This is a genomic window from Bradyrhizobium sp. UFLA05-89 (assembly GCF_059803475.1).
Genome location: NZ_JBANBA010000005.1, coordinates 112,483 through 127,323 on the forward strand (window position 1 = coordinate 112,483; position 14,841 = coordinate 127,323).

Consider the following 14,841-nt stretch of genomic DNA (forward strand, 5'->3'; position numbering starts at 1 on the left):
GCAGGGCGGGCCTGGTCAGGCGTGCCGGCCACCTTCCAGATAGGCGGCGCGGATTTCGGGGCGCTGCAGCAATTCGGCGCCGCTGCCCGCGAGCGTGATCAGGCCGTTGACCATGACGTAGCCGCGATGCGCGAGCTTCAGGGCATGATTGGCGTTCTGCTCGACGATCAGCACGGTCAGGCCATCCTGCCGGTTCAGGGTGCGGATCGCGTCGAAAATCTGTCGCGCAATGAGCGGTGCGAGCCCCAGCGAGGGTTCGTCGAGCATAAGCAGGCGAGGGCGGCTCATCAAGGCGCGGCCGATCGCCAGCATCTGTTGCTCGCCGCCGGACAGGGTTCCACCGCGTTGGGCAAATCGTTCCTTCAGGCGGGGAAACAGCGCGAACACGCGCTCGAGCGTGCTCTCCCGTTCCGCCGGCGTGCTGTCGGTGACATCAGCCCCCATCTGGAGGTTCTCGGCGACACTCATCCGCGGGAAGATGCGGCGGCCTTCCGGCGACTGCGCGATGCGCAAATGCGCGATCTCGTGGGTCGGGACGGCGGTGATGTCCTTGCCCTCGTACAGGATCTGCCCGGCGCGGGCGCGCGGCTTGCCGAAGATCGTCATCATCAGCGTCGACTTGCCGGCGCCGTTGGCGCCGATCAGCGCGACGATCTCGCCGGAATTGATCTCGACGTCGACGCCCTTCAGCGCCTCGATCTTGCCGTAGGCCGCGCGCAGGCCCCGGATCGCGAGCAGGGGGGATGCCGCCGTCACGACCCGCTCTCCATGACCGCCATCGCCTCTTCCTCGTCGGCGCCGAGATAGGCGGCGATCACCTTGGGATCGTCGCGCACCTCGCGCGGCGTGCCTTGCGCGATCTTCACGCCGTGGTCCATCACCACGATGTGGTCGGAGATCTCCATCACCACCGACATGTCGTGCTCGATCAGGAGGATCGACGTTCCGAGGTCGTTGCGGATCGAAAGCAAGAGCTCGCTCAAGGCGGCGCTCTCGCGCGCGTTGAGGCCGGCAGCCGGCTCGTCGAGGCACAGGAGTGCAGGCTCGGTGCACATCGCGCGCGCGATCTCGAGGCGGCGCTGGTCGCCATAGGCGAGGTTGCCGGCCGCATCGTCGGCGCGATCCAGGAGGCTAACTCGCTTCAGCCAGTCGGTGGCGAGAGCGATCGCCTGCGCCTCCGCACTGCGGTAGTTCGGCGCACCGATCAGGCCGAGGAAGGTGAAACCGGAGGCGCGCATCAACATGTTGTGCTGCGCCACCATCAGGTTTTCCAGCACCGTCATCCCGGGAAACAGGCGGATGTTCTGGAAGGTGCGCGCGACCTTGGCCTGCTTGGCGATGCGGAAGTCGTTGAGTTGCTCGAGCGCGATTTCCTTGCCGTCATCGTGGGTGAGGCGGATGGTGCCGCCGGTCGGCTTATAGAAGCCGGTGATGCAGTTGAACACCGTCGTCTTGCCGGCGCCGTTCGGTCCGATCAGCGCCGTGATCTTGCGCCGGTCCGCCGCGAACGACAGGTCTTGCACGGCGACGATGCCGCCGAAGCGCATGGTGAGCTGATCGACGCTGAGGATACGCTCGCCGCTCATCCGTGGCCTTCCTTGACGAGGTCGGAGGAGATGGCCTGCGCCTTCTTCAGATACACGGTCGGCGCGCGATGGCCGATCAGGCCGCGCGGTCGCCAGATCATGATCAGCACCATCGCCCAGCCGAAAACCAGCATGCGGTAGATCTCAAGCCCGCGGAACAGCTCGAAGCCGCCGATCATGGCGAGAGCGGCGAGCGCCACGCCAAGCTGCGAGCCCATTCCGCCGAGCACCACGATGGCAAGCACCAGCGCGGATTCCTGGAAGGTGAAGGATTCCGGGCTGATGAAACCCTGGCGCGTTGCGAAGAAGGCGCCGGCGAAGCCGCCGAACAGCGCACCCGTCGCGAATGCCGTCAGTTTCGTGGTAGTGGTGTTGATGCCGAGCGCACGGCAGGCGACCTCGTCCTCGCGCAACGCTTCCCAGGCGCGGCCGATCGGCAGGCGCCGCAACCGGATCGTCACCCAGTTGGTGAGCAGCGCCAACGCCAGGATCAGGTAGAACAGGAAGACGATGCGGTGGGTCGGCGAATATTCGATGCCGAGCTTTGCGGCGAGCCCATCGTCGCTGTTGTCGAGCGGGATGCCGAACAGGGTGGGGCGCGGAATGCCGGTGACGCCGTTCGGGCCACCGGTCAGGCTCTGCCAATTGATGATGACGAGCCGGATGATCTCGCCGAAAGCGAGCGTGACGATCGCGAGATAGTCGCCGCGCAGTCGTAACACCGGGAAGCCGAGCATAACGCCCCACATGGCTGCGAGGATTCCGGCGAGCGGTAGGCAGATCCAGAACGACAGGCCGAAATTGGTGGCGAGCAGCGCATAGGAATAGGCCCCCACCGCATAGAAAGCGACGTAGCCGAGATCGAGCAGGCCGGCGAGCCCGACCACCACGTTGAGGCCCCAGCCCAGCATCACATAGGTGAGCACAAGGATCGCGAGGTCGAGGATGTAGCGTTGGTTGTAAAAGATCGCCGGCACGAGGAGGGTGAAGATCAGAAGCGCCGGCGCCAGGTACCGGCCAAGGATCGACATGCCGCGATGCACGGCGGGCGGCACCAGCTTCTCGGCGCCGACAGGGCCGATCCATTGCCGCAGCAACTCGATGAGGATCGATCCTCCGAATACGATGCCGACGATGGAGGCGAGTTCGCCGAACCTCGTCCAGTAGGTCAGTTGCCCATCGGGACCGGCCTCGGTGCGGATGCCGATCATCAGCGAAAACAGCACCAGCGCGACGAGGGCGCTCAGGAAAGCCTTTTTCAGGATGAAGGGGATACCCGCTGCGGTGCGGGTTGCGGATACCGTTTCTTGCGAAAGAGCTGTCACGCGGGCGACCCGTCAGACTTTTTCGACTTCGGGACGGCCGAGAAGGCCGGTCGGCATGAAGATTAGCACGATGATCAGGATCGAGAACGCGGCGACGTCCTTGTACTCGACCGAAAAATAGGCCGACCAGAAGGTCTCGATCAGGCCGATCGCAAGCCCGCCCAGCACCGCGCCCGGCAGCGAGCCGATGCCGCCGAGCACGGCCGCCGTGAACGCCTTGATGCCGGCGACGAAGCCCATGTTGAAATCGACCTGGCCATAGTAGAGCAGGTACATCAGGCCCGCCACTGCCGCGAGCGCCGCGCCGATCACGAAGGTCATGGAGATGGTGCGGTCGACATTGACGCCGAGCAGCGCCGCCATGGTCTGGTCCTGCTCGCAGGCGCGCATGTCGCGCCCAAGCCGCGTGCGCAATACGAGCCGGTTGAAGATCAACAGCAGCACGATCGTGGTGACGACCACCACGATCTGGATGTTGGAGAGCTGGATCACGAAACCGTCCGCGCTCTCGTGCAACGTGTAGCCGCCGGTGATCAACGGCGGGATCGGCTTGACCCGGGCGCCCTGCGCCACCTGCGAGTAGTTCGTCAGAACGAAGGACATGCCGATCGCCGACAGCATCGGGGCGAGGCGGAAGGAGTGGCGCAGCGGCCGGTAGGCGATGCGCTCGACGGTCCAGCCATAGAGCGCGGTGATTGCCATCGAGACCAGGAGCACGACGAGCAGGATGATCGGGACCGCGGTCAGGCCGAACGAAACCAGGATCAGGAAGGTGATCAGGGCGATGAAGCCGCCGATCATGAAGATGTCGCCATGGGCGAAATTGATCATGCCGACGATGCCGTAGACCATCGTGTAGCCGATGGCGATCAGGCCATAGATCGAACCGAGGACGAGACCGTTGATGAGCTGCTGGGTGAAATAGTCCATGGGCTGCCGTTATCTGAACTTGGTGCGGCTCAAAGGGAGCTCTTGAGAGAGAGTTCTTGGGGCCCCGGCAGCCCTTGAGCATCCCTTTTGTTGTAACAGGAGGGAACTGGCCGCCGCAACTGGGCTTGGCCTTGGCATAAAGGCTTGTACAGAGTTCATTTCGCGTCCCGGGTTCCACCTCCGGAGAGGGAACCCGGTTCCCCGGCAACCAAAATAGACACCGGCCGTTATGCTCTTCTGGCGTCCAACAAGGGAGTTTCCCGCGATGACGAAGCAGCAAAATCAGAATCCGGGCCAGCAGAATCAGAAGCCCGGCCAGCGCCCCGATCAGCAGCAGCAGGGTGGTGGCCAGAAACCCGGACAGCAGCAACAGGATCCGATGCGCCAGGGCGACAAGCCGGGCCAGCATGGTCAGGACCAGCGTTGATCCCGAAGCACCTTGGAGTTGTGCAAGCGCCTTGGAGTTGCAAGCACTTTGGAGTTGTAAGAGTCCCGCCGAAAGGCGGGACTTTTTCCATTTGCCCGGCTGAGGCTTGTCCACGGCAGTTAAGGTAAACAAAGGGTTTAAATTGCCGCCTCAAGTCGAGGGGAGTTAGCTGCCGCAAAAGGCCCCGACCGGCTCGGGCCCAACGGAAATCATGCGGGAAGCGGCAATGCTGAAGAACTGGCGGATCAGCTCAATCAATGGCGTGGTGTTGGCCGCCTATTTCATCCCGGCCTGGACGTTGATTGCCTTTAATATCATGGTCGCCCCCGTGCACGGCCTCTACGAGCGGCCGAGCGTCGCGGTGGCGCTGTTCATCAGCGACCAGCTTCAGATGTCGGGCATGAGCACGGTCCGCGCGGCGTGGCTGCTGGCGCTCGGCCGCCTCACCGTGGTGGCCTTCTTTGCCATTTTCCTGGCGCTGCTCTCGCTCCCCAGGGTCCGCAAGGCCGGCGGCTCCGACGAGGCGCTCGCCATTGCACTTGTCATCGGCAGCCTGATGTCGTTTGCGAGCATGGTGATGGCCTCGAAGGTCGGCGAGGTGGCTGCCCTCAGGCTGCACGCGACCGAGCTCTTGCTGCTGCTCGGCGCGACAATCGTGCTGGTGATCGAGCGGCCGGCCCAGCCGCGCGTCGAATCGACAGCGTCGCTAGGGCTTGAGCAGGCCGAGCTCCTGCACAATCGCTGAGGCTTCCTTGACCGCGTGGTTGGCCGCCGGCACGCCGCAATAGATCGCCTGCTGCAGAAGGATTTCCTTGATATCGTCGGGGGTGAAGCCGCCCTCGGCGAGCGCTGCGCGCACGTGCAGGCGAAATTCGTCCCATTGCCCGAGCGCGACCATGGTGCCGATGACGAGCACGCGACGGGTCCGCTCGTCGAAATGCGGCCGCGTCCAGATCTCGCCCCAGGCGTAGCTGGTGATCAGGTCCTGGAAATCGGTGTTGAACGCATTGCGGTTGGCGATCGACTTGTCGACCCAGGCGTTGCCGAGGACCTTGCGGCGCACCTTCATGCCGGCATCGCGGCGCTTCTCGTCGTCCATGGACTTCTCCTCTTGGGCGGTTCTTCACCTCGCCCCATCGGGGAGAGGTCGATTTGCGCAGCAAATCGGGTGAGGGCGCTCAGGTGCTCATGAGGGACCATAACCCCTCACCCGGCGCTTTGCGCCGACCTCTCCCGATGGGAGAGGTGTTCGAACGTGCGGCACTATCGTTGCGTCAAGAAGCCGACCACCGCGTCAGTGAAGGCGTGCGGCTGCTCGACATTTGAGATGTGGGCGGCATCGATGATGGTCATGCTGGCGCCGGGAATTTGGCTGCGGATCAATTCGCCCGCCGAAATTGGGGTTGCCATGTCGTGGCGGCCGGCGATCACCAGCGTCGGGCTCTTGATCTTCGGCAGCAGCGCGCGCTGGTCGAGCGTTGACAGCGCCTCGCAGCAGGCGAGATAGCCTTCGACCGGGGAGGCCACCAGCATCGCCTTCATCTTCGCGGAAATCTGCGGCTCGCGCTCGCGGAAGTCGGCCGTCAGCCAGCCGGCGATCACGGTATCGGCGACAGCGGCGATGCCGCCTTCCTTGACCGCCTTGATGCGGTTCAGCCAGTTGGTCGGATCGGGGTAGTAGCAGCTCGTGTTGGCGAGGATGATCTTGCCAAACCGCTCCGGCGCGTGGGCGCCCAGCCATTGCCCGACCATGCCGCCCATCGACAGGCCGCACCAATGCACCTTCTCGATGTTGAGGTCGTCGAGGATCGCCAGCACGTCGCGGCCGAAGCGCTCCATCGAATAGGGACCGGGGGCCACGGTGGACTTGCCATGGCCGCGGCGGTCGTAGCGGATGACGCGGAACACCTGCGTCAGCGCCTTCATCTGCGGCTCCCACATCTGCAGCGTGCAGCCGAGCGAGTTGGAGAGCATCAGGGTTGGCCCGCCGTCGCGGCCCTCGACGGAGACGTTGAGCAGGCACCCGTCGGCATCGATCATGGGCATATGGCGGGGTCTCCGTTTTGGAGCATGATCCGGAAAAGTGTGCAGCGGTTTTCCGAAAGGATCATGCTCAAACCATTAATCTTGGTCGAGGCTGTCGAGCAGCCGGTCGATCAGGGCCTGGGAAGCGCCTTGATAGGCCATCGGCTCGAACAATGCCGCAATTTTCTCCGGCGCAAGATGCGCGGTGACGTTCGAATCAGCCGTGAGCACGTCGCGCAAATGCTTCTTCTCGGCGACCGCCTTCTTGCTGGCGGACTCGATCAGGTGATGCGCCTCGCTCTTGCCGATTGTTTCGGCGAGCGCGAAGGTGACGGCTTCCGCCATGATCAGGCCATGCGTCGCGTCGAGATTGGCGCGCATGCGCGCGACGTCGACGTCGAGTCCTTCGGCGATATCGACGATGGCAGCAAGCGCGCCGGAAGCGACCAGCATCAACTGCGGCAGCGTCGGCCATTCCGCGTGCCACGGGCCGGCGCTGCGCTCGTGATCCTGGACCTGGGCCGCGAAGATCGCCGCGGCCAATTGCGGCGCCATCGTAGCAGCCCCAAGCGCGCTTGCCGCTGCGACCGGATTGCGCTTGTGCGGCATGGTCGAGGAGCCGCCGCGGCCTTCGCCGGCGGGCTCAAAAGCTTCGGCGACGTCGGTCTGCATCATCAGCGAGACGTCGCGGGCGATCTTGCCGCAACTGCCGGCAAGAATCGCAAGGCTTGATGCCGCCTCGGCGATTCGGTCGCGATGGGTATGCCAGGGCGCTTCGGGCAATTGCAGGTTCAACTCCTGCGCAAGCCGCTCGGCGACGACAAGCCCCTTGTCGCCAAGCGCTGCGAGCGTGCCGGCGGCGCCGCCGAATTGCAGCGCGAGGCCTTCGCGGCGGAGCCGCCGCAGCCGGCAGCGTGCGCGGGCAAGGCTTGCGGCATATTCGGCAGCCTTCAATCCGAACGGCTTCGGCAGCGCGTGCTGGAGCCAGGTGCGCGCGACCATGGCGGTGTTGCGGTGGGCGCGCGCCAGTGCAGCGAGCCCTTTGATGGCGCGGCTGAGGTCGGCGTCCAGCGCGTCGATCCCGGCGCGAAGCATCAGCATGGTCGCAGTGTCGATGACGTCCTGGCTGGTCGCGCCCCAGTGCACGTAGCGCGCCGCCTCAGCATCGGCCCTGGCGACGCCGGCGGTCAGCGCCTTGACGAGGGGGATCGCCAGATTGCCCGACCTGGTCGCGGCTTCGGCGAGCGCGGCAAGGTCGTACGCGGCCGCCTTGCAGGCGGCTTCGATCGGGCCGACCGCGCTTGCGGGAATCACGCCGGTGGCAGCTTCAGCCCGGGCCAGCGCTGCCTCAAATTCGAGCATGTTTTGCAGATAAGCCCGATCATCGCAGATCGCGCGCATGGCGGCGCTCGACAGCATCGGCGCAAGCAGGGGGGAGAGGGATGTGCTCATGTTGTGCGGGACCTAACCACCATGGGCCGCGTCTGCCAATCCCCAACCGTTCACGCAAGCTTTTTGCAGTTGCGAATATGCATTGCATGTGATCGTCGGTCGCCCTTTCCTTTGCGGCGGCCCTGCGTTACTTGAGCAGCGTTACGTCAGTGATCACGGGAGGCAGCCTATGGCCATGACAATGAACGGCGAAGTTCAGCTTGCGGCGTCGCGCGAATCCGTATGGACCAAGCTCAACGATCCCGAGGTGCTGAAGGCCTGCATCCCCGGCTGCGAGGAACTGGAGAAGACCGAAGACGGCGGTTTTCGCGCGGTCGCCAAGATGAAGGTCGGCCCGGTGTCGGCGCGCTTCAAGGGCAAGGTCATGCTCAGCGATCTCGACCCGCCGAACGGCTACAAGATAACAGGCGAAGGCGAGGGCGGTGTGGCCGGCTTTGCCAAGGGCGGCGCGGCGGTGAAGCTGTCTGAGAAGGATGGCGGCACGCTGCTCTCCTATGATGTCGAGGCGCAGATCGGCGGCAAGTTGGCGCAGCTCGGCCAGCGCCTGATCAACGGCGCTGCCAAAAAGCTGGCCGACGAATTTTTTGCGAATTTCGCCAAGGCGGTACAGGGTTAGCTCTGCGCCTAAAGGCATAACTGCCTGCATTTCGGGCGATGTTGCCCGAAGGTGCAATGGCCCATATGATGGGTTGGAATAACTATAAGAACCGCTTCGCCTGACAGGGCGGGGTGCTGACCAGAGAGTCCTGATGGCCAAAATCTCCCTTATCGTGAATGGCAATCCCGTCAATGCCAATGTCGACCCCCGCACCCTGCTGGTGCAGTTCCTGCGCGAGCATCTGCGGTTGACCGGGACCCATGTCGGCTGCGACACCTCGCAGTGCGGCGCCTGCGTCGTGCATCTCGACGGCAAGGCCGTGAAATCCTGCACCACGCTCGCGGTGATGGCCGACGGCCACGAGGTCAAGACCATCGAGGGGCTGGCCGCCGACGGCGCGCCGCTGCATCCGATGCAGGAGGCCTTCCGCGAGCATCACGGCTTGCAGTGCGGCTTCTGTACGCCCGGCATGATCATGACCGCGATCGACATCGTGCATCGCAAGGGCCACGAGCTCGACGACCACACGATTCGCGAAGAGCTCGAAGGGAATCTCTGCCGCTGCACCGGCTACCAGAACATCGTCGCCTCGATCGCCGCCGGCGCGAAGGCGATGGCGAAATCCGATCTCGCGTAAACCGACATTCGCGCGCATCTCGCGATCAGGAAGTCCATTATGTACGAATTCAAGTATCATCGCCCTGGGACCGTGCGGCAGGCGGCCAATCTCCTGGTGAAGAACGAGGACGCCAAGGTGATCGCCGGCGGCCATACGCTGATCCCCGTGATGAAGCAGCGCCTCGCAAGCCCGCCGCATCTCGTCGATCTCTCGCATATCGAAGGTCTCGACACGATCGAGATGAAGGGCCGTTCGCTGGTGATCGGCGCCACGGCGAAGCACGCCGATGTCGCGACGTCGGCCATCGTGGGTGAAGCGATCCCGGCGCTCGCGAGCCTTGCCGGCGGAATCGGCGATCCGGCGGTCCGTCACAAGGGCACGATCGGCGGCTCGCTCGCCAACAACGACCCGACCGCGGACTATCCGGCGGCGGTGCTGGCGCTCGGCGCCACCATCGTCACCAACAAGCGCCGTCTGAAGGCGGAAGAGTATTTCCAGGGCCTGTTCACGACCGCGCTCGAGGCGGATGAGATCATCACGAAGGTGATGTTCCCGCTGCCGAAGAAGGCGGCCTACGTCAAATTCCGCAACCAGGCCTCGCGCTATGCGCTGGTTGGCGTGTTCGTGGCGCGGCGTCCGTCGGATGTGCGCGTCGCCATCACCGGCGCCGGCTCGGACGGCGTGTTCCGCGTCACTGCGTTCGAGGAAGCCTTGAAGAAGCGCTTCTCCTCGAAGGTGTTCGACGGCATCGACGTGCCGGCCGAAGGCCTCAACAGCGATATCCACGGCAGCGCGGAGTATCGTGCGCACCTGATCGGGGTGCTGACGCGGCGCGCCGTCGACGCTGCCAACGCCAAAGAGTAGCGCACGATCCGGAAAAGTGTGCAGCGGTTTTCCGACAAGATCATGCGCAAATAAAAGTTGCCCGGACCGGGCGTAGCGAGACTGGCTCTTTCATGACTGCAGCGGCACTGCCGGCATCGGTCGATGCGATGCTCGAACTCCTCACTTCGCGCGGCTATCTTGCGGAGCGGTCGCTGGCGACGGTGACGTATCTGTCGCTGCGCATGGGGCGCCCGCTGTTTCTGGAAGGCGAGGCTGGCGTCGGCAAGACCGAGATCGCAAAAGTGCTGTCGACCGCGCTGGGACGGAAGCTGATCCGCCTGCAATGCTATGAGGGCCTCGACGTCTCTTCCGCGGTCTATGAGTGGAACAGCGCCGCACAGATGATCGCGATCCGGATGGCGGAGGCCGCCGGCGACACCGATCGCGAGCAGCTCTCGTCCGACATCTTCGCCGATCGTTATCTGATCAAGCGGCCGCTGCTCCAGGCGCTGGAGCCGGACGTTGCCGGCCCGCCGGTGCTGCTGATCGACGAGCTCGATCGCGCCGATGAGGCGTTCGAGGCGTATCTGCTCGAAATCCTCAGTGACTTCCAGGTGACCATCCCCGAATTCGGCACCGTGAAGGCGCCGCATCCGCCGATCGTCATCATTACCTCCAACCGCACCCGTGAGATCCACGACGCGCTGAAGCGGCGCTGTCTCTATCACTGGGTTGACTATCCCTCCGCCGAGCGCGAGCTCGCGATCATCAAGACGCGCGTGCCTGGCATCTCGGCAAAGCTGTCGCAGCAGGTGGTGCGTTTCGTGCAGGCGCTGCGCAACCAGGATTTCTACAAGTCCCCGGGCGTCGCCGAGACCATCGATTGGGCGACGGCACTCTCCGAACTCGACGCCCGCTCGCTGACGGCGCAGGTCGTCGGCGACACGCTGGGCGCGCTGCTCAAGTATCAGGACGACATCGTCCGCATGCAGGGCGATGCCTTGCAAAAGGTGCTGAAGGACGCGACGAGCGAGTCGTAAGGTTTCGTCATTCGGGGCGCGGCAAAGCGCGAAACCGGAATCTCGCGCTGCAACCTCTGGATTTCGGGTTCACGCTTCGCGTGCCCCGGAATGACGGAGGAGGGGATAGACCATGGCCATCAATCACCTTGCGCCTGACAAGACCGAGCAGTTCGCCGACAACATCGTCGGTTTCGCCCGCGCGCTTCGTGCTGCCGGTCTTCCCGTCGGCCCCGGCGCGGTGATCGATGCCGTCAACGCGCTCCAGGTGATCGACATCGGCAGCCGCGCCGACGTCTTCACCACGCTAGAGGCGATCTTCGTCAAGCGCCACGAGCATGCGCTGATCTTCAGGCAGGCCTTCAATCTGTTCTTCAGGCCTTCCGAAGAGTGGAAGCACATGCTGGATTCGGTGCCGCTGCCTGATCATGCCAAGAAGAAGCCGCCGCCGGCCTCCCGCCGCGTCCAGGAGGCGCTGTCGCAGCCGCAGATGACGGAGACGCCGCAGCACCAGGAGCAGGATCTGCGCCTGTCGGTCTCCGACAAGGAAATCCTTCAGAAGAAAGACTTCGCGCAGATGAGCGCGGCGGAGATCAGCGAAGCGCTGCGCGCAATCGAGAAGATGAAGCTGCCGCAGGCCGAGCTCCTGACGCGCCGGCATCGGCCCGATCGGCGCGGGTTGCGCCTCGACCTGCGCCGAACCTTACGGGCCTCGCTGCACACCGGCGGCGACATCATCGACATCCACCGCCTCGGGCGGATCGAGAAGCCGGCGCCGATCGTGGCGCTCTTGGATATCTCGGGCTCGATGAGCGAATACACCCGCCTGTTCCTGCATTTCCTCCATGCCATCACCGACGCGCGCAAGCGCGTCTCCGTCTTCCTGTTCGGCACCCGCCTCACCAACGTCACCCGTGCGCTCCGCCAGCGCGATCCGGACGAGGCGCTGGCAAGCTGCTCGGCGGCGGTGGAGGACTGGGCCGGCGGCACGCGGATTGCGACCTCGCTGCACAACTTCAACAAATTGTGGGCGCGGCGCGTGCTGAGCCAGGGCGCCATCGTGCTCCTGATCTCCGACGGGCTGGAGCGCGAGGCGGACTCCAAGCTCGCCTTCGAGATGGACCGGCTGCACCGCTCCTGCCGCCGGCTGATCTGGCTGAACCCGCTGCTCAGGTTTGGCGGCTTCGAGGCCAAGGCCCAGGGCATCAAAATGATGCTGCCCCACGTTGACGAATTCCGCCCGGTGCATAATTTGAGTTCGATCCAGGAGCTGATCAAGACGCTCTCCCAGCCGCTGCCGCCGCATCACCGCAGCCTGATCCGTTCCGCAGCTTGAGAGGTAGGCCATGCTCGATCGCGACGAGGATATCCTGAAGGCGGCGGAGGACTGGCAGAAGGCCGGCCATGGCGTAGCGCTTGCAACGGTGGTCGAGACCTGGGGCTCGGCACCGCGGCCGGCGGGCTCGAGCCTCGTGATCAACGACGACGGCACGTTTTTGGGCTCGGTGTCCGGCGGCTGCGTCGAAGGCGCCGTGGTCACCGAGGCCATGGACGTGATCGAGACGGGCAAGCCGAAAATGCTGGAGTTCGGCGTGGCCGACGAGACCGCCTGGAACGTCGGGTTGTCCTGCGGCGGTACCATCCGTGTCTTCGTCGAGAAGGTTGGCTAGCCGTGAAGCTCGAAACCCTGCACGAACTCAATGCCGAGCGCGCCGCGCGGCGGCCGGTCATCCTTGTCACCGACACCGAGAGCGGCGAGCAGCGGCTGGTGAAGGCCAAGGACTTTGCCAAGGATCCCCTGCGTGTCGAGCTGGAGAAGCAGCTCCGCACGGGTAAGAGCGGCAATGTCGAGGCCGGCGACAAGAAGCTGTTTCTCAACGTCTATGCGCCGACCGCGAAGATGGTGATCGTCGGGGCCGTCCATATCAGCCAGGCGCTGGCGCCGATGGCGCGCTCGCTCGGCTATGACGTCACGGTCGTCGATCCCCGCACGGCCTTTGCGAGCGCCGAGCGATTCCCGGACGTGCCGCTGATCGCGGAATGGCCCGACGTCGCGCTGCCGCCGCTCAACATCGACCACTACACCGCCTTCGTGGCGCTGACCCACGATCCCAAGATCGACGATCCCGCGCTGCTGCATGCCTTCGAGCGCGACTGCTTCTATATCGGCGCGCTCGGCTCGCGGAAGACGCATGCCAAGCGCGGCGACCGGTTGCGGGCGCAGGGTGCGAAGGATAGCGACATCGCGCGCATCCATGCGCCGATCGGCCTTGCGATCGGTGCGGTCTCGCCGTCCGAGATCGCTGTGTCGATCATGGCCGAGATCACGGCGCAACTCCGCCTGCCTCCGAAAGAAAAAGAAGTAGCGGCATGAAATTCGGCCCGGCGAGTCCGAAGGATGCGATTGGAGGGGTGACGGTCCACACCCTGCGCCAGGGTCCGCTGGTGCTGAAGAAGGGCACGACGATCGGCCCTGGCGAGGTCGAGGCGCTGACACGCGCCGGCATCAAGGACATCGTCGTGGTACGCATGGAGCAGGGCGACGTCTCCGAGGACGTCGCGGCCGCCAGCATTGCCGATGCTGTTGGCGGCGAGGGCATCCATGTCGAGCGCGCTTTCACCGGCCGCGCCAATCTGTTCGCGGCGCGCCCCGGCGTGCTGGTGATCGACCGCGCGGCGGTCGATCGTATCAACAATGTCGATGAAGCCATTACCTTTGCGACGCTCTCCGCCTTCAAGCCGGTGGTCGAGGGCGAGATGGTTGGCACCGTGAAGATCATCCCGTTCGGCGTCGAGGGCGGTTTGCGTGATGCCGCGGTGAAGGCCGCTGGCCGCGACGTGCTGCGCGTTGCGCCTTACGTGATCAAGCGTGTCGGCGTGGTCTCGACGCTGCTGCCGGGCCTGTCCTCCAAGGTCGTCGACAAGACGCTGCGCGTCACTGCCGAGCGGCTGGATCCAGCGGGGGCTAACATCATCGCCGAGCGGCGGGTGCCGCATGAGGAGACGGCGCTATCGGCGGCGATCAAGGAGCTGCTCGGACTTGGCGCCGAGCTCGTCATCGTGTTCGGCGCCTCCGCGATCGCCGATCGCCGCGACGTGATCCCGGCGGCTATCACCGAGATCGGCGGCGCGATCGAGCATTTCGGCATGCCGGTCGATCCCGGCAATCTGCTGCTGATCGGCCGCGCCGGCCAGGTGCCCGTGCTGGGCGCGCCGGGCTGTGCGCGCTCGCCGGTGGAAAACGGCTTTGACTGGGTGCTAATGCGGCTCCTCGCCGGCATCAAGGTGACGCGCGCCGAGCTGATGGGTATGGGTGTCGGCGGCCTGTTGATGGAGATCGTCACGCGGCCGCAGCCGCGCGCAAAACCCGAGACCGAAGGCAACAGCCACGTCGCTGCGATCGTGCTCGCCGCCGGGCGGTCGACCCGGATGGGCGGGCCAAACAAGCTGCTCGCCGAGCTCGAGGGCAAGAAGCTGGTGCGGATCGCGACCGAGCAGGTGCTGGCCTCAAAGGCGTCCGAGGTGATCGTCGTCACCGGCCATCAGGCCGAGCTGGTCGAGCAGGCGCTTAGGGGCTTGAAGGTGAAGTTCGTTCGCAATCCGGATTTTGCCGGCGGCATCGCAAGTTCGGTCAAGGCCGGTATCGCGGCCGTGCCGGAGACCTGCGATGGCGCGCTGGTCTGCCTTGGCGATATGCCGCTGATCGATGCCGGGCTGGTCGACCGCCTGATCGACAGTTTTGCACCCGACCGCGGCAATCTGATTGCCGTGCCCGTCAGCGAGGGCCGCCGCGGCAATCCTGTGCTGTGGTCGCGCCGCTTCTTCAGCGAATTGATGACGCTCGACGGCGACATCGGCGCGCGCCATCTGATCGCCAAGCATGCGGAAGTCGTGGCCGAAGTCCCCGTCGATGGCGAGAGCGCCTTCCTCGACATCGATACGCCGCAAGCGCTGGAAGCCGCGAGACGCGGATAGAGATGCCGTAGGGTGGGCAAAGCGAAGCGTGCCCACCACTTCTCCCGCCAATCGACGAAA

Annotated in this window: 17 protein-coding genes; 10 read left to right on the forward strand and 7 right to left on the reverse strand. The window is 64.8% G+C overall.

Going from position 1 to position 14,841, the window contains the following annotated elements; all coding sequences use genetic code 11:
- Window positions 1-15: 15 nt before the first annotated feature.
- From SO139_RS04620 to SO139_RS04635, 4 genes are read right to left on the reverse strand one after another with little or no spacing between them, the layout of a single operon-like run.
- Window positions 16-756 (reverse strand): ABC transporter ATP-binding protein, encoded by a 741-nt coding sequence (locus SO139_RS04620; protein WP_027525334.1) that lies wholly within the window; start codon window positions 754-756, stop codon window positions 16-18.
- Complete coding sequence (locus tag SO139_RS04625) at window positions 753-1,586, reverse strand: ABC transporter ATP-binding protein (RefSeq protein ID WP_449377201.1); 834 nt, start codon at window positions 1,584-1,586, stop codon at window positions 753-755. The genes SO139_RS04620 and SO139_RS04625 overlap by 4 nt, the downstream gene beginning before the upstream one ends.
- Entirely contained in the window at window positions 1,583-2,911 is a 1,329-nt protein-coding gene (gene livM / locus SO139_RS04630) for a high-affinity branched-chain amino acid ABC transporter permease LivM (protein WP_449377202.1), read from the reverse strand. Before livM ends, SO139_RS04625 begins: the two co-directional genes overlap by 4 nt.
- A 12-nt stretch (window positions 2,912-2,923) precedes the next feature.
- A complete protein-coding gene (locus SO139_RS04635; RefSeq protein WP_449377203.1) occupies window positions 2,924-3,841 on the reverse strand; it encodes an ABC transporter permease subunit in 918 nt (305 codons plus the stop codon).
- Window positions 3,842-4,106: 265 nt separating this feature from the next.
- Here SO139_RS04635 and SO139_RS04640 point away from each other — a divergent pair, with 265 nt between their 5' ends.
- Window positions 4,107-4,268 (forward strand): hypothetical protein, encoded by a 162-nt coding sequence (locus SO139_RS04640; RefSeq protein WP_254111720.1) that lies wholly within the window; start codon window positions 4,107-4,109, stop codon window positions 4,266-4,268.
- A 226-nt stretch (window positions 4,269-4,494) separates the two neighbouring features.
- Window positions 4,495-5,013, forward strand: coding sequence for a hypothetical protein (locus SO139_RS04645; protein WP_498539725.1), 519 nt, complete (start codon window positions 4,495-4,497; stop codon window positions 5,011-5,013).
- On the opposite strand, the gene SO139_RS04650 is transcribed toward SO139_RS04645, so the two are convergent.
- From SO139_RS04650 to SO139_RS04660, 3 genes are all read right to left on the reverse strand, one after another.
- Window positions 4,975-5,367, reverse strand: a complete 393-nt coding sequence (locus SO139_RS04650) for a carboxymuconolactone decarboxylase family protein (protein WP_498539726.1) — start codon at window positions 5,365-5,367, stop codon at window positions 4,975-4,977. The genes SO139_RS04645 and SO139_RS04650 overlap by 39 nt on opposite strands.
- Window positions 5,368-5,531: 164 nt before the next feature.
- Window positions 5,532-6,314 carry a 3-oxoadipate enol-lactonase gene (pcaD, locus tag SO139_RS04655; protein ID WP_498539727.1) on the reverse strand — a complete coding sequence of 261 codons (783 nt, stop codon included), beginning with the start codon at window positions 6,312-6,314 and terminating at the stop codon, window positions 5,532-5,534.
- A gap of 75 nt (window positions 6,315-6,389) precedes the next feature.
- Complete coding sequence (locus SO139_RS04660; protein WP_498539728.1) at window positions 6,390-7,745, reverse strand: 3-carboxy-cis,cis-muconate cycloisomerase; 1,356 nt, start codon at window positions 7,743-7,745, stop codon at window positions 6,390-6,392.
- A 169-nt stretch (window positions 7,746-7,914) separates the two neighbouring features.
- Here SO139_RS04660 and SO139_RS04665 point away from each other — a divergent pair, with 169 nt between their 5' ends.
- The 8 genes from SO139_RS04665 (at window position 7,915) to SO139_RS04700 (ending at window position 14,781) form a co-directional block, all read left to right on the forward strand.
- Entirely contained in the window at window positions 7,915-8,361 is a 447-nt protein-coding gene (locus tag SO139_RS04665; RefSeq protein ID WP_449377208.1) for an SRPBCC family protein, read from the forward strand.
- A gap of 133 nt (window positions 8,362-8,494) precedes the next feature.
- Window positions 8,495-8,980: a (2Fe-2S)-binding protein gene (locus SO139_RS04670; RefSeq protein ID WP_027525325.1), complete on the forward strand. Its 486-nt coding sequence runs from the start codon at window positions 8,495-8,497 to the stop codon at window positions 8,978-8,980.
- A 39-nt stretch (window positions 8,981-9,019) separates the two neighbouring features.
- Entirely contained in the window at window positions 9,020-9,826 is an 807-nt protein-coding gene (locus tag SO139_RS04675; RefSeq protein ID WP_449377210.1) for an FAD binding domain-containing protein, read from the forward strand.
- 92 nt (window positions 9,827-9,918) lie between these two features.
- Window positions 9,919-10,827: an AAA family ATPase gene (locus SO139_RS04680; RefSeq protein ID WP_449377211.1), complete on the forward strand. Its 909-nt coding sequence runs from the start codon at window positions 9,919-9,921 to the stop codon at window positions 10,825-10,827.
- Window positions 10,828-10,939: 112 nt separating this feature from the next.
- A complete protein-coding gene (locus tag SO139_RS04685; RefSeq protein ID WP_449377212.1) occupies window positions 10,940-12,142 on the forward strand; it encodes a vWA domain-containing protein in 1,203 nt (400 codons plus the stop codon).
- 10 nt (window positions 12,143-12,152) lie between these two features.
- On the forward strand, window positions 12,153-12,476 hold the full coding sequence (locus SO139_RS04690) for an XdhC family protein (protein WP_027525321.1): 324 nt from the start codon (window positions 12,153-12,155) through the stop codon (window positions 12,474-12,476).
- A gap of 2 nt (window positions 12,477-12,478) precedes the next feature.
- On the forward strand, window positions 12,479-13,180 hold the full coding sequence (locus SO139_RS04695; RefSeq protein ID WP_449377213.1) for an XdhC family protein: 702 nt from the start codon (window positions 12,479-12,481) through the stop codon (window positions 13,178-13,180).
- The gene (locus SO139_RS04700) at window positions 13,177-14,781 is read left to right on the forward strand and encodes an NTP transferase domain-containing protein (protein ID WP_498539729.1); all 1,605 of its coding nucleotides are present in this window, start codon (window positions 13,177-13,179) and stop codon (window positions 14,779-14,781) included. The genes SO139_RS04695 and SO139_RS04700 overlap by 4 nt, the downstream gene beginning before the upstream one ends.
- Window positions 14,782-14,841: the final 60 nt, after the last annotated feature.